Source organism: Bradyrhizobium sp. FW305-F6, from assembly GCF_058782905.1.
Genome location: NZ_JBYSYD010000008.1, coordinates 77,913 through 96,254, shown reverse-complemented (window position 1 = coordinate 96,254; position 18,342 = coordinate 77,913). Strand labels below are relative to the sequence as shown.

Here is an 18,342-nt window from a genome sequence, read left to right as displayed (position 1 = left end):
GGTATGGATGCGGCGTGACCCTCCGCATCCTGCAACATCCCTGGCGGCTCCTGCTCGCGATCAACGCGGCGGTCATCGTTGGCGTCTTCGTCCACAAGATCCAGCTGCCGCCTTATGTCCCCTACATCCACCTCCTGGTCGACTATCATTTCGGCTTCATCAAACGCGCGTTGATCGGGGCAATCGTCGCGCTGTTCACCGACAAGGTGCCGGTCTGGCTGGTGTTCGCGCTCGGCGGAGCGACGTGGCTGGTGACATCAGCGTTTTACGCAAGGCTGTTTCAAAAGACGTTCGGCTTCTCCGCGAGAACGCTGCCGCTGTTCGTCTTCACCGCAGGCTCGCCGTTCTTCTTGAAGAACTTCATGCACACGCTCGGCCATTTCGACATCTATGGTTGCGCGCTCGCCATCGTCCTGCTGCTAATGCCGGCAAGCTCGCTGCTGTTCGTGGCGACAGCCGCGCTGTTCGCGATCGTCCTCGTGCTAATCCACCACATCCATCTCTTGATGTATGTGCCGACCATCATCACCATCGTCGTGTTCAGGCACTACCTTTCTCACAGCTGCAACCGCGCCAGCGTGGCGTTCGGCATCGTCGCCCTCGCCCTCGTCGCCGCGCTGTTCTTCGCCGCGCAGTTTTGGGGAACGATGCCGATCCCCGAAGCGGACTTCGTCGCATATCTGAAAGCACGGATGGCCGATCCATCCCGCACCGATCTCCTACAATTCGCCTATATCTGGTACCAGCCGCTGGCGAAGGAAATTGCCGATACCTGGGGGCGCCTGCCGCACAATAGTCTCGGCGTGCCCGTGTTCGCTCTCTTGATCTGGCTGCACTTACCGCTGTGGCGTTTCTTCGCAAACCTGATCGGCGCACTCGCAAGCGAGATGCACCGCCGCCTCGTCATTGCGGCGCTGATTGGCATCAGCCTGGCCTATGTCGTGATGTTCGCAATGGTGTTCGACTATTCGCGCTGGATCTCGAACTGGGCAGTCTGCATGTTCCTGATCCTGCACGTCGTGAAGATGCTGCCGGCAAAGCATGAAGCTGCGCTGATCCCGGCGGAGGATCGGAAGACCAACATTTTCGGCCTGATCATCACGCTGATCCCACGCGTCGGAATTGTCCGGCCGTTTTAGGCGCAATCACAGCCCCGGAGACGGTGCGCTCCCTCTCCCGCTTGCGGGAGAGGGCTGGGGAGAGGGTGTCTCCGCGCTGGGATTATCGAGATTAACTGAGGACGTCTCAGTGCGGCGAGAGCCCTCACCCGCCGCGCTTCGCGCGTCGGCCTCTCCCGCAAGCGGGAGAGGCAAGAAAAGCCGCTACCCTCTCGCCCGCCTGATCCGCACATACAGCGCGCCCTCGCCGCCGTGGCCGATCGCGGCTTGCTCGAAGCCGACGACGAAGGCGCGGAATTCCGGCAGGCTCAGCCATTCCGGCACCTGGCGGCGCAGCACGCCGCTTTCGCCGCCGCTGCGGCCCTTGCCGGTGATGACGAGCACGAAGGTCAGACCGTCGTCATGGGCACGGTGCAGGAAGCCGGCCAGCGCGCGATGGGCGCGCATCTGGGTCATGCCGTGCAGATCGAGCCGCGCCTCGATCTCGCTGCGGCCGCGCGAGAGCTTGGTCCGCTCGCGCTTGCCAAGCGGCGCAAGCGGCGGGACAGACGGCTTGGTCACGCGCGGCGCCGGCGCGGCCGCGATGGGGCGCGGCGATGGCGCGGGCCGCACGCTCGGCACGGCGGCCGAGGATTCGGGATTCGGCGCGGCATGCGCTTTCGCCACGCGGTGCTTCCGCAGCGGTTTGACATGCCTTGCAACGAGGTCCCACAGCTCGCGCTCGTCCTCGCTCAGCGCGCGGCGGCGCGGCGAGGGGCGGGGCTCCAGCACAGGCGGACGGGACGATCGCTTCATTGCTGTCGAGGAGGACGATTCTTCACCGGGCGGCGCGGTTCGGAGGCAGGCTCGATTGCGGGACGCGGCACAGGTAGCGGGATGGGGCCGGCAATCGCTACCGTCTCCGTCTTGTCTTGAGGCGCGGCGGCCGCAGGCGTGTCTGCCTTGGCCGGGACGGTCTGCGGAAACAGTTTTGCGATCTTCTCCGCGGGGCGCGGGTCCGGGATCGGCAGTTTCGCGGCGAGCGGGGCCGGATCGAGGCTCTTCGGCACCAGCATCACGAATTGCATGGGATGGCGGAGCCGCCCGGAGACGCGGCCGGCTTCCGCGCCGGCGCCGAAAAACAGATCTGCGCGTGCGGGTCCGATGATGGCCGAACCGGTATCCTGCGCGATCATCAAGCGGTTGAACGGCGTCCTGGCGCGCTCGGATTCGATCGGCAGCTCGCCCTCGATGAAGAACGGCGTGCCGTAGACATGCAACGCCTTGTCGACCGCAATCGAGCGGCCGGCGGTCAGCGGAATCCCCTGCGCGCCCACCGCTTCATCCTTGTCGGAGAGATTGACCTCGCGGAAGAAGATGTAGGCGCGGTTGGCACGGCGCAGCTCCTTGGCGCCGTCAGGGTTCTGCGTCATCCATTCCCTGATCTTCTGCATCGACATCTCTTCCCTCGGGATGATGCCGCGCTCGATCAGGATGCGCCCGACGGCCGTGTAGGGATAGCCGTTATAGGCGTCGTAATTGAGCCGGACCGAGCTGCCGTCGTCGAACTTGATGCGCGCCGAGCCCTGGATCTGGGCGAACAAAAGATCGGTCGGATCCTTCAGCCACGCGATTTCCAACCCGCGGCCGGCGATCTTGCCGTCCTCGATCTCGCCACGATCGTAATAGGGCACCAGCTTGCGGCGGCCGATCTTGCGATAGACTGGCCCCTTGTTCGGCAGGCTGAGCGAATCCTGCTTGTAGCCGCGCACGAACAGGTTCGAGGGACGGCGATAGACCGGCACGGTGTACACGTCGGTCTGCGTGCGCGATCCCTCCAGCACCGGCTCGTAATAGCCGGTGACGAACCCCGCGGGCTCGCCGAGACGCGAGATGCGCAGCGGCGTGAAGTTTTCCTCGAAGAAGGATCTTGCCTTGGCGTCGTCGGCGAGATCGAGCGTTTTGGCAGCCCGGCAGGGCTCGTTGAGAGAGCCGGCCAAGGCCTTGGCTTCCGCAGCGCCGTTCCTGGCCTCGGCCGCGCCGTTCTGCGCATTGATCGGGCGGCAGCTGGCGCGGAAAGTCTTGTAGGCGGCGAGATGATTGTCCTCGCCCCATCCCTTCAGGTCCGCCCAGGCCAGCGGCAGATATTGCGCGCCAGGAACTTCGAACGGCAGAGGAAGCTGCGGGTAGGGCAGGGCCCGCACCGGCACAGCAGGCTTTTGCGGTGAATGGTGGTGGTGGTGATGGTTGCGGTGGTGGCGCCGCGCCGCCTCGGCCCCGAGCGAAAACGCTGACAGCGCGACGGCGCCTGCGCAAAGCGCCGTCGCGCTGGTCTTCAGGAAGACCTTAAGTCGCGCTTCCGGTGCCAACCAGCTTCCAGTTCGGATCGCGAGAGGAGGTGTCGCGGGCGAATGTCCAGATGTCGGTGATGTCGGCGACCGTGTCGGCGCTGCCGTCGACGATGTTGCCGGCCTTGTCGCGGGTGGCCGAGATCATCTGCGAGACGAAGCGCACGGTGAGCTGGGCGGTGCGGTCGCGCATCTCCGCACCGACGAGCTCGGCCTTGTCGATCGAAACGAAGCGGGTCTCGGTCTTCTGCTCGTTCTTCTCGCGTTCCCTGATCACGGCGTCGAAGCTCTCGTAGACCTCCGACGACAACAAGTCGCGCAGCGCACGACGGTCGCCATTGGCAAAGGCCAGGACGATCATCTCGTAGGCGCCCTTGGCACCCGACAGGAAATGGCGCGGGTCGAAGCTGGAATCCTTCTCGACGATGGCATCGAGGCCCTGTGCCAGGGGAGTCCCCGGCTCGGTGAGCCCCTTCCAACGGTCGGACGGCGGGGTCGGCTCGGCCGACGGCGCCAGGGGGGCCTGGTCGATCACCTTGCCCGGCATGGTCACGACGTTGTTGTCCTGGGCACCTCCCAGCGCATTGCGGGCGGCGGTGCGATCGAACGGCGGCCGCTCGTTGCCCGTGCGCTGCCCCAGCACGCTGCGCAGTCTCAGGAAGATGAAGACGGCCAGCGCCAGGAATATGATGGTGTAGATGTCCACGTCGTATTCGCTTTCTGGTCTTTTCAGGGCTCGTTGCCGGGAAAATCAATCCGGCCAGTAGACCGTTCCCTACCGAAACGGCAAGTCTACATCACCATTTTAGGTCCACGTCGGTCCGTGGGATGTAGGCACGAAATCTTGCCCGGCCAATGGCGCCTTTTGGCACAGCAGCGAGTGTAGCGCGTTTATGCTTAAGGGGAAACCCGATCCAGCCCGGAAATCGCGCGTCTTCAATTGTTTAAGGCACAATTTCGCGGGAAAGGCAGAATGAACGTCACAGCCATGGGCAGGGGTGCAAATCCCGCCCGGGACCGTTCGTCCTTGTGGAACGAGCCGGCCCTATGTTAGCCAACCGCCGCGAAATTCAGCCCAAATCGGGTAAGGAGAGACTCTTATGACCAACGGTAACGGCACCCCTCCCGAGGCGGCCCAGGCTCCCCAGCTCAACGTGCTGGCGCAATATACCAAGGACCTCTCGTTCGAAAATCCCAATGCGCCAAGCTCGCTGCAGCAGCAGAGCCAGCCGCCGCAGATCAACATCCAGATCAACGTCAACGCCAACAATCTCAGCGAAACCGAGTACGAGGTGACGCTGTCGGTCGAGGGCAAGGCCGAGACCGCCGGTAAAGTGATGTTCTCGTTCGAGCTCGCCTATGCCGGTGTGTTCCGGATCGCCAACGTGCCGAAGGAGCAACTGCATCCGGTGGTCATGATCGAGTGCCCGCGTCTCTTGTTCCCGTTCGCCCGCGAGATCATCGCGACCGCAGTGCGCGACGGCGGGTTCCCGCCCTTGATGCTGGACCCGGTCGATTTCGTCGGTCTCTATCGGCAGAACATGGAGCGGCAAATGGCCGCCCAGGGCCAAGCCGGTCAGGCCTGAGCGGCTGCCACCGCGGCTGGGGCGGGCAAGTACTCGTTCCAGATCGCCTTGTCGCCGAGCGTCGCAATGAAGGCCCGATGGGCCTCGCGCTCGGCCTCCGATATCCGCGGCGCGAGCGGCACCAGACGTTGCCGCCGCGGCGCATCGCCGGTGCTGCTGACTCTGATTTCCTCGGCCTCCGAGGCCAGCAGCAGCTGAGACTGCCGCGCCCCGACCAGATCGACATAGACCTCGGCCAGCAGCTCGGCGTCCAGCAACGCGCCGTGCTTGGTGCGGTGTGAATTGTCGATCGCATAGCGCGAGCAGAGATCGTCGAGCCGGTTGGACACGCCGGGATGCTTGCGGCGCGCCAGCAGCAGCGTATCGACCAGCCGCTCGCGCGGGATCGCGGCGCGCTTGATCCGGTCGAGCTCGGCATTGATGAAGCCGATGTCGAACGAGGCGTTGTGGATCACCAGCGGGGCATCGCCGATGAAGGCGAGAAACTCGTCGGCGACCTCGTGGAACAACGGCTTGGTCGCCAGGAATTCGGACGACAATCCATGCACCGCGAACGCTTCGGCAGGCATGTCCCGCTCGGGATTGATATAGACGTGATAGCTCTGCCCGGTCGGCATGCGGTTGAAGATCTCGACGCAGCCGATTTCGACCAGGCGGTCGCCGCGAAGCGGATCGAGGCCGGTTGTTTCGGTATCGAGGACGATTTCGCGCATGTTTCAAGAAGCCGTCTGAGACGGCGAATCAGGTTCGCCGCTGCGGCATCTTAACGACCTCGGCCAGGATGTGCGCGATTTGCGCCCGCACCGGCTCGAGTCCGTGCGATGTATCCACCACGAAATCCGCCCGCTTGCGCTTTTCGGCATCCGGCAGCTGCTTGGCGATGATGGCATCGAGTTTGGCCTCGTCCATCGTGCCGCGCGCCAGCACGCGCTGGCGCTGCAGTTCCGGCGAGGTCGACACCACGACCACGGCATCGACGCGCTTCTCTCCGCCGGTCTCGAACAGTAGCGGGATGTCCAGCACCACAACCGGAGCTCTGGCGGCCTCGGCATCGGCGAAGAATTTTTGCCGTGAGGCGCCGAGCATCGGATGGACGATCTGCTCGAGCTGCTTGATGGCGGCGGGATCGTGCACCACGCGCCCCGAGAGTTTTGGCCGGTCGACCTTGCCGTTGACAGTGGTGCCGGGGAAGGCGGCCTCGATCGCGGGCGCGGCCTCGCCCTCATAGAGCTGATGCACGGCAGCATCGGCGTCGTAGACGGGAACACCGGCTTCGGCGAACAGTTTCGCCGTGGTGGATTTGCCCATCCCGATCGAGCCTGTCAGTCCGAGGATCCGCATCATCGTCCAGCCATGTCCGTCATTCACACCGCAACTAGCCGCTCGCGGCGCAGGAACGCAAGCAGCGGCAATAGCGGCAGACCGAGAATGGTGAAATGGTCGCCCTCGATGTGCTCGAACAGGTGGATGCCGAGGCCCTCGAGCTGATAGGCGCCGACGCTGGTGGTGACGGCCTCGCCGGCCGCGTCGAGATAGGCCGACACCTCGGCCTCGGTCATCTCTCGCATGGTCATGCGGGCCACCGAGACATCCTCGAACACGATCTCGGCGTCATGCGCCACGGCAACGGCGGAATGCAGCTCGTGGCTGTTGCCGGCGAGGTCACGCAATTGCGCCATCGCCTGGTCGCGGCCGGCGGGCTTGTTGAAGAGACGCATTCCAAGGGCCAACGTCTGGTCCGCGCCGATCACGTGGCTTCCCAGATGGTGCGCGGAGACGGCCTTGGCCTTTTCACGCGCGAGCAACAGAGCGATCTCGCGCGGGCTCGACAGCTTCGATGCCGCCTGAATGCCGCGCTCGTCGATATCGGCGGTGATCGCCTTGAATTCCAGCCCGGCATTGGCGAGCAGCATTTTTCGCGCACTGCTCTGGGAGGCCAGGATCAAGGGAGATTTGCCGAGCCACAGACCCATCGGGAAAACTACTCGGACGGCCGGTTGCGCTGGCGATCGCTGTAGAGCTTCATGATCGCCGCCGCGGTTTCCTCGATCGAGCGGCGCGTGACGTCCAGCAGTGGCCAGTCATGCTTGGCACTCAGCTTCCGCGCGAACGCGACCTCCTCGGTGACCGACTGCCTGTCGATATAGGTGTCGCTGCCGCTGCCGGATTCAGCGCCCATGGAGAGCAAGCGATTCTGGCGGATCTGGATCAGGCGTTCGGGGGTCGCATGCAAGCTAACGACCAGTGGCCGCGTCAGCGTCTCCAGCTGTGAGGGAACCGGAATGCCCGGAACCAGCGGCACGTTGGCGGTGCGGATGCCGCGATTGGCGAGATAGATCGAGGTCGGCGTCTTCGAGGTACGGGACACGCCGACCAGAACCACGTCGGCTTCGTTAAGACCTTCGACGTGTTGGCCGTCGTCATGGATCATGGTGTAGTTCAGGGCGTCGATGCGCTTGAAATATTCCGCGTTGAGCACGTGCTGGGCGCCGACCCGGCCGGTGGTCGCAGCTCCCAGATAGGCTTCGAACAGCTGCATCACCGGACCGATGATCGACAGGCTCGGAACATTGATCTCCTTGCACTTGTCCTCGAGCCGGGCGACCAGATCCTTCTCGAGCAGCGTGAAGAGCACGATTCCCGGAGCTTCCTCGATCTCGTCGAGCACGCGGTCGAGCTGCTTTTGGCTCCGCACCAGCGGATAGACGTGCTCGACCGGAGTCACGTTGGCGTATTGGGCCGCGACCGCACGCGCGACGGTGATCAGCGTCTCACCCGTGGAGTCTGAGACCAGGTGGAGATGGAAATAATTGTTCGAAGTCGGCACCAAAACCCTTTGTATTTCGTTGGGGTGGTTTGTGGATTTCTGTGGAGCTTAACCCCTCAGAAAGGGATGTGCGACACCGGGGGCGGGACAAGTGCCGATTTTGTTCACACCACTGCCCGGCAGAACAAGTCCGGCGCCTTGCCGCAAGAGAAGCGGGATTACGCGGACAACCCCCTTGATAAGCTGCCGAAGGAAATGCGCAAGCCTTTGAAGCCGGCTGACTTATCGGAAGTCGCCAGAGTGATCCAGGATATGTGGATCGATGTGAACAAGCGCGCGTGAACGTGCGGACGGAATTGTGTGAGTCCAATTCACGGTCACATAGACTCAAACCTTAAGAATCTAAGATTCTAGGTTTGAGGAAGGCACCTCGGACGGATATGTGTGCAGGGTAAGACCTTAACGAGTTCTTACTATCCCCAGCGTTCCCGAGCTGGCCCTCCATCCGGACCACAAAAATGTTCGAAGACGTCTATCTCTGGATCAAGGCGCTGCATGTCATCGCCGTCATCGCCTGGATGGCCGGCATGCTCTACCTGCCGCGGCTGTTCGTCTATCATTGCGAGGCCGAGATCGGCTCGAAGCAGTCGGAGACGTTCAAGATCATGGAGCGTCGGCTGCTCAAGGCGATCATCAACCCCGCCATGACGGTGACCTGGCTCGCCGGGCTTTTTCTGGCCTGGTCCGGTCATTGGTTTTCGTTCGGCTGGTTGCACGTAAAACTGGCACTGGTCCTGGTGCTGTCGGCGTTCCACGGATTTTTTTCCCGCTGGGTGAAGGATTTTGCTGCCGACCGGCGCCTGCGTAGCCAGAAATTCTATCGTATAATCAATGAGGTGCCGACTGTCCTGATGATCTTGATCGTCATCTTGGTGATCGTGAAGCCGTTCTAGGCAGCCTGCGCGACGATTGGTTCAGCGCTTCGGCTTGCGGAGCGGCGAGCGATTTTCTATATTGTCGATATCCCACCCAACGCAGGCGGATGTGGTTGTGTCCGAGCTTTCCAGCGGCCGGACACCGCATCAGGTTTGAAGCCCCACCGGCACTCACCTTGCTAGACCTGCGGACCTTACCTGCACCTGCTCGCGTCCGCATTTCAGAGCCTCCTCGCACCCCCCCTCTTTTCAGGTTACCCCACAGGACCACCCCAATGCGGGAAATTAAACTCGAAGACCTCAAGTCCAAGACGCCGGCCGAGCTCGTCTCGTTCGCAGAGGAGAACGGGGTCGAGAATGCCAGCACCATGCGCAAGCAGGAGCTGCTGTTCGCCATCCTCAAGCAGCTCGCGCTCGCCGAGACCGATATTGTCGGCCAGGGCGTCGTTGAAGTTCTCTCCGACGGCTTCGGCTTTCTCCGATCTCCCGATGCGAATTATCTGCCGGGCCCCGACGACATCTACGTGTCGCCCTCGCAGATCCGCCGTTTCGGCCTGCGCACCGGCGACACCATCGAGGGTCACATCCGCAGCCCGAAGGAGGGCGAGCGCTATTTCGCGCTGCTGAAGGTCAACACGCTCAATTTCGAGGACCCGGAAAAGGCCAAGCACAAGGTCAATTTCGACAACCTCACGCCGCTGTTTCCGAATCAGCGCTTCCGCATGGAGATCGACGATCCCACGCGAAAGGACCTGTCTGCGCGTGTGATCGACATCGTCGCGCCGATCGGCAAGGGCCAGCGCGCGCTGATCGTCGCGCCGCCGCGCACCGGCAAGACCGTCTTGATGCAGAACATCGCGCACTCGATCACGCACAATCATCCTGAGTGCTATCTGATCGTCCTCCTGATCGACGAGCGTCCGGAAGAAGTCACGGACATGCAGCGCTCGGTGAAGGGTGAGGTGGTTTCCTCGACCTTCGACGAGCCGGCGGTGCGTCACGTCCAGGTCGCCGAAATGGTGATCGAGAAAGCCAAGCGCCTCGTGGAGCATGGCCGCGACGTCGTCATCCTGCTCGATTCGATCACCCGCCTCGGCCGCGCCTATAACACCGTGGTGCCGTCATCCGGCAAGGTGCTGACCGGCGGTGTCGATGCCAACGCGCTGCAGCGCCCGAAGCGCTTCTTCGGTGCCGCGCGCAACATCGAGGAGGGTGGCTCGCTGACCATCATCGCGACCGCGCTGGTCGATACCGGCAGCCGCATGGACGAAGTCATCTTCGAAGAGTTCAAGGGTACCGGTAACTCGGAACTGATCCTGGACCGCAAGGTCTCGGACAAGCGGACCTTCCCGGCGATCGACATCTCGCGCTCCGGCACCCGCAAGGAGGAGCTCATCACCGATCCGCAGGTGCTCAAGAAGATGTACGTGCTCCGCCGCATCCTCAATCCGATGGGTACGATGGACGCGATCGACTTCCTGCTCGACAAGCTGCGTTCGACCAAGAGCAATTCGGAGTTCTTCGATTCCATGAACACCTGAGTGCAGTGCAGCAAAGACGTTGGGGCGCCTTCGGGCGCCCTTTTGTTTTGCGGTCTTGCTGCGGGGATCGTGCAGCATGGACCCGATCCTGCCACTTGGTCTGTTGCCTCGGTATGCTGTTGATATCGCAGAATAAGTTTTGACTTATCGCTGGCTGCCCGATCGTGCGGCAGGCAGGTTTGCAGCACAATGCTGCGGATTTATTGCGACGCAACATGGGTGGTGCTGCGAGTTTTCTGCAGCATTTCCCCAATCCGGGCGGCGGAGTGGGATGGTTGCCTTTTCGCGTGCAGCCGGACAAATAAGCCATGCATCCGCGAGACCAGACTATATTTGCCCTGTCCTCTGGCCGGGCACCGAGCGCGATCGCGGTGGTCCGCGTCTCGGGCTCTCAGGCCTCTCAGGTGCTGACGACGCTCGCCGGCAAGCTGCCCGCGCCGCGGCAGGCGAGCCGCCGGCTGCTCCGCGATTCCCGGGGACAACCGATCGACGACGCCGTCGTGCTCTGGTTTCCCGGGCCGGGCAGCGCCACGGGCGAGGATATCGCCGAATTCCACGTTCACGGCGGCCGTGCCGTGCTGGCCGCGCTCCTCACCTCGATTTCGGCTTTTACGAATACGCGACCAGCCGAGCCCGGCGAGTTCACGCGGCGGGCGTTCGAGAACGGCAAGCTCGACCTCACCGAAGCGGAGGGTCTCGACGATCTCATCCACGCCGATACCGACCGACAGCGCCGCCAGGCGCTGCGCCAGTTGCAGGGGCTGCTCGGCGATCGCGCACGCGATTGGCGCGAGCGCATCATCGAGGCTTCGGCATTGATCGAGGCCGGCATCGATTTCTCCGATGAAGGCGACGTGCCGGTCGAATTGAGGGCGCCGGCCGTCAAGGCGATCAAGGCGCTGTATGAGGAAATCCAAGAGGTCCTTGCGGCACAGGGACGTTCTGAACGGCTGCGCGACGGTCTCGTGGTTGCTATCGCCGGCGCGCCGAATGTCGGCAAGTCGACGCTGATCAACCAGCTCGCGCACCGCGACGTCGCCATCGTCTCGCCGCACGCCGGCACCACGCGCGACGTGATCGAGGTGCAGCTCGATCTCGAAGGCTATCCGGTCACAATGATCGATACCGCGGGCATTCGGGAGACTGACGATCCCGTGGAGCAGGAAGGCGTGCGCCGGGCACGTGCGCGGGCCGAGGACGCCGATCTGGTGCTGTGGCTGGTGGAGGGCGCGCAGGCGGTCGATCCCAGCGCCGTGCCGGCACTTCGGAGATTCCAGGACCGCGATCGGTCGCAGGGGTCGGTTTGGATCGTGCGCAACAAGATCGATCTTGGTGCCTCAGGGGACATCAGGCCGAACGGGGAGTTCGGGATATCGGCGAGCCGGGGTGACGGCGTTTCCGAGCTGGTGAATGCGCTGGTGGCATTCGCGTCGGATTTCTTCGGAACCAGCACCGAGGGCGCCATGGTGACTCGCGTGCGCCAGCGCGATTTGTTGACCCAGGCCTCAGACAGCTTGCGCCGGAGTCTGGACCTTGTAGAAGACGGTGAGGAGTTGGCCGCCGAAGAGCTGCGTGCCGCAGCTTTTGCACTCGGCCGGTTGTTGGGCCGAGTGGACGTCGAGGACGTCCTGGGTGCAATCTTCCATAAATTCTGCATTGGAAAGTAGATCTAGTTCTACATTGTAGAATTAGAATTTGTTCCATTTCTTCTGTTTCACGTGAAATACTGATGCGGTGCTTCGGCCATCTGTCTAGCTGTTTCACGTGAAACAGACCCCTCATGAATCCAGCCACGTCCGCGATCTCGCTCCCAAAAAAGAGCGGGAAGTTAGGACGGCCGCGCGCAATTTCATGATTGCGAGACGATTGTAGAATCCGAGGTCCCTGTGAAGGGCTTTGGAGTTCTCCGGCGCGAGGGGGCAACAACGGCATCCGAGGGTCAATGCCCCGCTCCGCTCTTCGCGGCGTAGAATCGGTGCGCTGTCATTGCCCTGGGTTTGGTTTCACGTGAAACCGCAGTCTCTCCAACACCCCTCCTACTGTGCATGGGGTTGTTTGCGCGAATCGCATTGAACTCTCGCTTACACGTTCGGTTTCACGTGAAACACTCACACCTAGTTTTCCCTTCCGGCCTCACCGCCTCTGAGATAGAAGTCCGCCCATGCGAACAGAGCGAGAGAGCTTCGACGTCATCGTGATTGGCGGCGGCCACGCCGGCTGTGAGGCCGCGGCTGCTTCCGCTCGAATGGGCGCCTCGACCGCCCTGGTCACCCACCGGTTTTCCACGATCGGCGCCATGTCCTGCAATCCCGCCATCGGCGGGCTCGGCAAGGGTCATCTCGTCCGCGAGGTCGATGCGCTCGATGGTCTGATGGGCCGGGTCGCCGATGCCGGCGGCATCCAGTTTCGCGTCCTCAATCGCCGCAAGGGCCCCGCGGTCCGTGGCCCCCGGGCCCAGGCCGACCGGAAGCTCTATGCGGCGGCGATGCAGGCCGCGATCCGGGAAACAGCGGGTCTGTCCGTTATCGAGGGCGAGGCGGACGAGTTGATCGTGGTTGAGGGACGGGTGATCGGAGTGCGCTTGGCGGATGGCCGCACGCTCCTGGCCGGGGCTGTCGTCGTCACCGCCGGCACCTTCCTGCGCGGGCTGATCCATCTGGGTGAGAAGACCTGGCCGGCCGGGCGGGTCGGAGAGGCCCCCGCAATGGGGCTTTCGACGTCCTTTGAGCGCGCCGGCTTTACCCTGGGACGGCTGAAGACCGGTACGCCGCCGCGCCTCGACGGCACCACGATCGACTGGTCCGCGGTCGAGATGCAACCCGGAGACGAGCCGCCGGAGCCGTTCTCGGTGATGACCGAGCGGATCACGACGCCCCAGATCCAGTGCGGCATCACCCGGACCACGGCCGCGACCCATGAAGTGATCCGGGCCAATGTCCATCGCTCCCCGATGTACTCCGGCCAGATCAAGAGCTCCGGCCCACGATATTGCCCCTCGATCGAGGACAAGATCGTCCGCTTTGGCGACCGCGACGGCCACCAGATCTTTCTGGAGCCGGAAGGTCTCGACGACAGCACGGTCTATCCGAACGGCATCTCGACCTCGCTTCCCGAGGAGGTCCAGCTCGCGATCCTCGCCAGCATCCCGGGTCTGGAGCGGGTGAAGATGGTCCGCCCGGGCTACGCCATCGAATACGACCACATCGATCCCCGCGAGCTCGATCCGACCCTGCAGACGAAGCGTCTGCGCGGTCTGTTCCTGGCCGGGCAGATCAACGGCACCACCGGTTACGAAGAGGCGGCCGGGCAGGGCATCGTGGCTGGCCTGAACGCCGCGCTCTCTGCCAGCGGCGCCGCATTGACCGTGTTTGACCGTGCCGATGGCTATCTCGGCGTGATGATTGACGACCTCGTCACTCGTGGGATCAGCGAACCCTATCGGATGTTCACCTCCCGGGCGGAGTACCGACTCACGCTGAGGGCCGACAACGCGGACCAGCGCCTGACCGAGAAGGGTATCGCCTTGGGTTGTGTCGGCCGTGCCCGGACGCAGCACCATCGTGCCAAGATGGAAGCTCTGAACGCGGCCCGGACGCTCTCGAAGTCGCTGTCCATCACGCCGAACGAGGCCATCAAGCACGGGCTCTCCCTCAACCGGGATGGTCAGCGCCGCTCGGCCTTCGAGCTGCTGGCCTATCCCGAGATCGGCTGGGGCCAGGTCCGCACGATCTGGCCGGAGCTGTCTGCCATCGACCCGGTCATTGCGACCCATCTCGAGATCGACGCCAAGTACGATGTTTATCTGGAGCGCCAGAGCGCGGACGTCGAAGCCTTCCGGCGTGACGAGGGGATGGTGCTGTCGGAGGTCGATTACAGCCTCGTCCCCGGTCTCTCCAACGAGGTCCGGGCCAAGCTGGAGAAGGCCCGGCCGTTCACTCTCGGCCAGGCCGGCCGGATCGACGGCGTGACACCGGCCGCGCTCGGCATTCTCGCGGCCTATCTCCGCCGCGAGGCACGGAAATCCTCTAGGGCCATCGCATAGGTTTCACGTGAAACAACGCGGACGCGGCGGGGACAGACCGTTATCGCGACGACCCGGAGCGGGCGAAGGCGCAGGGCCTGGAGCAAGTGCGGCGCCGGCCAGACCGAAGATCGACAAGGCCAGCGCCAACGATCAGGCGCTCGACGCCATCATCGCCGCCGATAAGGCCGCAGCCTTGAAGCTCGCTCCCGTTTCACATGAAACGGAGGCGCGGCTTGATCGCTACATCGCTTTGCTCCGGGAGTGGCAGGCCAAGACCAATCTGGTCGCGCCCTCAACGCTGCCGCAGCTCTGGACCCGCCACATCGCCGACTCGCTTCAGCTCGTGGATCTCGCGCCATCCGCAAAGCGGTGGGCCGACCTCGGTAGCGGCGGCGGCTTTCCCGGCGTCGTCCTGGCCTGCGTTATGGCAGGGACGCCGGGTGCGAGCGTCCATCTGGTTGAGCGCATCGCCAAGAAGGCGGCGTTTTTGCGCGAAGCGATCCGCGTCACCACATCTCCGGGAGTCGTACATCTCGCTGAGATCGGGGATAATGTGGATAGAATCACCGGCCCCGTCGATTGCGTCACCGCGCGCGCACTGGCTCCGCTACACCAACTCATCGGCTTTGCGGAGCCGCTGATGCGTCAGGGCGCAAAGGCGTTGTTTCTCAAGGGTCAAGATGTAGAGGCTGAATTGACCGAAGCCGCTAAATATTGGAATATTCAGCCACAGCTCCACCAAAGCCGCACGGGCGACGGCTGGATCGTAGAGCTGGATGCCGCCGAACGGCACAGCTGAGCGTTCAGGGGTGATTGGGGAATTGCGATGAGTGTGATTGACGAACCGCAGCAAGAGCAGGCGGCCCAGGACAAGCCAGCCGAGGTCCCACACGGCCACCCGCGCATCCTGGCGCTGGCCAACCAGAAGGGCGGCGTCGGCAAGACAACCACAGCGATTAATCTCGGTACGGCGCTCGCGGCGATCGGTGAGCGCGTCCTGATCGTCGATCTTGATCCGCAGGGCAACGCCTCGACCGGCCTCGGCATCGACCGCCGCAACCGATCCTGCTCGACCTATGACGTGCTCGTTGGCGAAGCGGCCTTGCGCGAGGCCGTGGTCTCGACCGCCGTGCCGCGCCTGCACATCGCGCCCTCGACCATGGACCTCTCCGGCCTCGAGCTCGAACTCGGGACCACGCCCGGCCGCGCCTTCAAGTTGCGCGACGCGATCGGCGCGCTCAACAACAACGTCTCGCCCGACGCCGACTACACCTATGTGCTGATCGACTGCCCGCCCTCGCTCAACCTGCTCACCGTCAACGCGATGGCCGCGTCGGATGCGATCCTGGTGCCGCTGCAGTGCGAGTTCTTCGCGCTCGAAGGTCTGTCGCAACTCCTGCAGACTGTGGAGCAGGTGCGTTCGACGCTCAATCCGAACCTGTCGATCCACGGCATCGTGCTGACCATGTTCGACTCGCGCAACAACCTCTCCAACCAGGTCGTCGCCGACGTCCGCCAGTTCATGGGCGAGAAGGTCTACAAGACCATGATCCCGCGCAACGTGCGCATTTCGGAAGCGCCGTCCTACGGCAAGCCGGTGCTGGTCTACGACCTCAAATGCGTCGGCAGCGAAGCCTACTTGCGCCTCGCCACCGAAGTGATCCAGCGCGAGCGCGAGCTGCGCACGACGCATTGACGATGCCGTAGGGTGGGCAAAGGCGTCTTCGCCGTGCCCACCGTCTTCCACGCATGAGCAACGGGTGGGCACGCTTCGCTAACCCACCCTACGATTCGAAATTCAGTTCTGGAGTGCTGCACCGTGAATCCAAGGGAGCTGGCGATGGCCGACGAAGCGCGTTCGCGACTGGGCCGGGGTCTTGCAAGTCTGATCGGCGACGTCGGCGGCGAGGCGCAGCATGTCGACCGTCCGCGCGCGCAGCGCAAGGTGCCGATCGAATTCATCAAGGCCAATCCGCGCAATCCGCGACGCACCTTTTCGGACACCGAGCTGAAGGAGCTCAGCGACTCCATCAAGCAGCATGGCGTGATCCAGCCGATCGTGGTGCGTCCGGTGAAGGGCGCGCAGGACCGCTACGAGATCATCGCCGGCGAACGGCGCTGGCGCGCCTCGCAGATGGCCGGCCTGCACGAAGTGCCGATCGTCCCGGTCGACATCAGCGACAGCGATGCGCTGGAGTTCGCCATCGTCGAGAACGTGCAGCGCGAGGACCTCAACCCGATGGAGGAGGCGCAAGGCTACCACGCGCTCGCCAACGAGTTCAAACGCAGCCAGGAAGAGATTGCGAAGGTCGTCGGCAAGAGCCGCAGCCATGTCGCCAACATGATGCGGCTGACGAAGCTGCCGGCCGAGGTGCAGGCTTTCATCGCGACCGGTGAGTTGACGGCCGGCCACGCCCGCGCGCTGATCGGCGTTCCCGATCCGCTCGCTGCGGCCAAGCGCATCGTCGAGGAGGGCCTCAACGTCCGCCAGGCCGAGGCGCTTGCCCATGAAGAAGGTGTGCCGGAGCGCAAGCCGCAGAAAGCGCGCAGCACCGGGGGCAAGGAAAAAGACCCTGACACGATCGATCTCGAGAAGCGCGTCAGCGACGCGCTCGGCCTCAAGGTCACCGTCAATCATCGCGATCCCGGCGGCTCGGTGCAGATCAACTACCGCAACCTCGATCAGCTCGACGAGGTGATGAAGCGGCTGGCGAAGGGCGCTATTTGAACGCATGAACTCTCTGTCCGTCACCCTGAGGTGGCCGCGTCTTCAGCGGCCCTCGAAGGGCGACGGCCCGGCTGCATCTCGGCCTTTCATCCTTCGAGGCCCTCGCGCCTCAGGATGACGGGTTTGATATTTCGCGGCGCTCGCGATGACGATGGAGAGAGGTGCGCTCGCAATGACGCGCAGAGAGTCGAGGGGCTGAATTACCCCCGCCGCTTCGCATTCGCCGCGATTGCCATCAGCGTGCGCTGGGCGATGGCGGCGGCAAGCGTCGATTGCCTGCGGGTGTCGAGCGCAGCGGTTGCGAGCTGCTCGATGATGGCGGCGAGCCGCGCGGGGCTGAAATTGCGCAGCGCGGTCTCGACAGCAGGCTTGCGGGAAAAATGCAGCCGTGGAAAGCCGCCGTCGAGCACGGCGGAGGCAGGCTGGCCGTCGGCGATCGCGAGCGCCGATTTGTGCAGCCACGCGGCCTGGCGCTGCGCGGCGGAGATGATCACGCCGGGGTAAGTGCCGGCGATCATGGCCTTTGCGAATTCGCTCTCGACGATGTCGGGTCGCCCGGCAAAGGCGCCGTCCACGATCGGATCGAGCTTGAGCTCAGAGGCATCGGCGACCACGGCCATGACGTCGTCCAGGGTGACCTCGCCCTCGCCGTGCGCATACAGCGTCAGCTTGCGCAGCTCGTTGCGCGAGGCTTGGCGGTCACCACCGAGGAACGACATCAGCGCTGCGCGGGCGTCCTGCGCGATGCGCAGATTGGCGATGCGCAGCTCCTCCTCCATCAGCCTGGCGAGGTCGCGCTCGGTGTCGGGATAGCAGCCGATCGCGACGGCGGTCTTGGCTTTCTCGCAGGTCTTGCGCAGTGGCGATTCGGGGCGGAGCTCGCCGGCCTCGATCACGATGCGGCAATCCCGCACGTTCATCTCGGCCAGGGTCTCGATTCCGCTGGCAAAGCTGCGCGAGCCGGCGCGAACGCGAATGGCGCGGCGGCCGCCGAACAGCGGCACCGTCATGGCCTCGTCGACGAGACGCGAGGGCTCGGCGGAGAGTTCGTCACCGTCGAGCTTGACCAGCGAGAACGGATCGTTGGGATCGTCGACGCCGGACGCGATCAGCGCATCGGCACGCTCGCGGACGAGGCCGGCATCGGGACCGTAGAGCAGGATGATCGGCCGGCCGGCATCGGGCCGGGCGAGGAAGGCGTCGATCTCTTTTCCGCGCAGTGCGACCATCGGGCCTCAAGGACGTCATTCCGGGGCGCCTCGTCAGAGGCGAGCCCGGAATCCAGAGGTTGGGTATCGAGATTCCGGGTTCGCCCT

The 18,342-nt window shown here is 63.8% G+C and carries 18 protein-coding genes; 10 read left to right on the top strand and 8 right to left on the bottom strand.

Annotated features, from left to right (window positions below; genetic code table 11):
• Positions 1-14 precede the first annotated feature (14 nt).
• Entirely contained in the window at positions 15-1,139 is a 1,125-nt protein-coding gene (locus AC3WLX_RS33205; protein WP_492339118.1) for a hypothetical protein, read from the top strand.
• A gap of 183 nt (positions 1,140-1,322) precedes the next feature.
• Here AC3WLX_RS33205 and AC3WLX_RS33200 read toward each other — a convergent pair whose 3' ends face one another.
• From AC3WLX_RS33200 to AC3WLX_RS33190, 3 genes are read right to left on the bottom strand one after another with little or no spacing between them, the layout of a single operon-like run.
• Entirely contained in the window at positions 1,323-1,913 is a 591-nt protein-coding gene (locus AC3WLX_RS33200) for a Smr/MutS family protein (protein ID WP_492339117.1), read from the bottom strand.
• Complete coding sequence (gene mltA, locus AC3WLX_RS33195) at positions 1,910-3,466, bottom strand: murein transglycosylase A (RefSeq protein WP_492339116.1); 1,557 nt, start codon at positions 3,464-3,466, stop codon at positions 1,910-1,912. The genes AC3WLX_RS33200 and mltA overlap by 4 nt, the downstream gene beginning before the upstream one ends.
• Complete coding sequence (locus tag AC3WLX_RS33190) at positions 3,444-4,151, bottom strand: Tim44/TimA family putative adaptor protein (protein WP_492339115.1); 708 nt, start codon at positions 4,149-4,151, stop codon at positions 3,444-3,446. Before AC3WLX_RS33190 ends, mltA begins: the two co-directional genes overlap by 23 nt.
• 394 nt (positions 4,152-4,545) lie before the next feature.
• Between AC3WLX_RS33190 and secB the strand changes: the two genes are divergently transcribed.
• Entirely contained in the window at positions 4,546-5,031 is a 486-nt protein-coding gene (gene secB, locus AC3WLX_RS33185; protein ID WP_291626874.1) for a protein-export chaperone SecB, read from the top strand.
• Here the strand turns inward: secB and dnaQ are convergent.
• The 4 genes from dnaQ to AC3WLX_RS33165 are packed head-to-tail and all read right to left on the bottom strand — an operon-like array spanning position 5,022 to position 7,858.
• On the bottom strand, positions 5,022-5,744 hold the full coding sequence (gene dnaQ / locus AC3WLX_RS33180; protein WP_291626873.1) for a DNA polymerase III subunit epsilon: 723 nt from the start codon (positions 5,742-5,744) through the stop codon (positions 5,022-5,024). The genes secB and dnaQ overlap by 10 nt on opposite strands.
• Positions 5,745-5,772: 28 nt before the next feature.
• Positions 5,773-6,372, bottom strand: coding sequence for a dephospho-CoA kinase (coaE, locus tag AC3WLX_RS33175; protein ID WP_492339195.1), 600 nt, complete (start codon positions 6,370-6,372; stop codon positions 5,773-5,775).
• Positions 6,373-6,395: 23 nt separating this feature from the next.
• Complete coding sequence (locus tag AC3WLX_RS33170) at positions 6,396-7,004, bottom strand: Maf family protein (protein WP_492339114.1); 609 nt, start codon at positions 7,002-7,004, stop codon at positions 6,396-6,398.
• Between the two features lie 8 nt (positions 7,005-7,012).
• Positions 7,013-7,858, bottom strand: a complete 846-nt coding sequence (locus AC3WLX_RS33165) for a pyruvate, water dikinase regulatory protein (protein ID WP_492339113.1) — start codon at positions 7,856-7,858, stop codon at positions 7,013-7,015.
• 66 nt (positions 7,859-7,924) lie between these two features.
• Here AC3WLX_RS33165 and AC3WLX_RS33160 point away from each other — a divergent pair, with 66 nt between their 5' ends.
• The 8 genes from AC3WLX_RS33160 (at position 7,925) to AC3WLX_RS33125 (ending at position 17,026) form a co-directional block, all read left to right on the top strand.
• Entirely contained in the window at positions 7,925-8,140 is a 216-nt protein-coding gene (locus tag AC3WLX_RS33160; protein WP_291624847.1) for a hypothetical protein, read from the top strand.
• 176 nt (positions 8,141-8,316) lie between these two features.
• A complete protein-coding gene (gene hemJ, locus AC3WLX_RS33155; RefSeq protein WP_492339112.1) occupies positions 8,317-8,751 on the top strand; it encodes a protoporphyrinogen oxidase HemJ in 435 nt (144 codons plus the stop codon).
• A gap of 257 nt (positions 8,752-9,008) precedes the next feature.
• Positions 9,009-10,274 carry a transcription termination factor Rho gene (gene rho, locus AC3WLX_RS33150; RefSeq protein ID WP_008133567.1) on the top strand — a complete coding sequence of 422 codons (1,266 nt, stop codon included), beginning with the start codon at positions 9,009-9,011 and terminating at the stop codon, positions 10,272-10,274.
• Positions 10,275-10,582: 308 nt separating this feature from the next.
• Positions 10,583-11,941, top strand: a complete 1,359-nt coding sequence (gene mnmE, locus AC3WLX_RS33145) for a tRNA uridine-5-carboxymethylaminomethyl(34) synthesis GTPase MnmE (RefSeq protein WP_492339111.1) — start codon at positions 10,583-10,585, stop codon at positions 11,939-11,941.
• A gap of 494 nt (positions 11,942-12,435) precedes the next feature.
• The gene (mnmG, locus tag AC3WLX_RS33140) at positions 12,436-14,316 is read left to right on the top strand and encodes a tRNA uridine-5-carboxymethylaminomethyl(34) synthesis enzyme MnmG (RefSeq protein WP_492339110.1); all 1,881 of its coding nucleotides are present in this window, start codon (positions 12,436-12,438) and stop codon (positions 14,314-14,316) included.
• A 148-nt stretch (positions 14,317-14,464) separates the two neighbouring features.
• Positions 14,465-15,097 (top strand): 16S rRNA (guanine(527)-N(7))-methyltransferase RsmG, encoded by a 633-nt coding sequence (rsmG, locus tag AC3WLX_RS33135; RefSeq protein WP_492339194.1) that lies wholly within the window; start codon positions 14,465-14,467, stop codon positions 15,095-15,097.
• 27 nt (positions 15,098-15,124) lie between these two features.
• The gene (locus AC3WLX_RS33130) at positions 15,125-15,994 is read left to right on the top strand and encodes a ParA family protein (protein ID WP_492339109.1); all 870 of its coding nucleotides are present in this window, start codon (positions 15,125-15,127) and stop codon (positions 15,992-15,994) included.
• Positions 15,995-16,138: 144 nt separating this feature from the next.
• On the top strand, positions 16,139-17,026 hold the full coding sequence (locus AC3WLX_RS33125; protein ID WP_492339108.1) for a ParB/RepB/Spo0J family partition protein: 888 nt from the start codon (positions 16,139-16,141) through the stop codon (positions 17,024-17,026).
• A gap of 200 nt (positions 17,027-17,226) precedes the next feature.
• Here the strand turns inward: AC3WLX_RS33125 and holA are convergent, their stop codons facing one another.
• Positions 17,227-18,255 (bottom strand): DNA polymerase III subunit delta, encoded by a 1,029-nt coding sequence (gene holA / locus AC3WLX_RS33120; RefSeq protein ID WP_492339107.1) that lies wholly within the window; start codon positions 18,253-18,255, stop codon positions 17,227-17,229.
• Positions 18,256-18,342 lie beyond the last annotated feature (87 nt).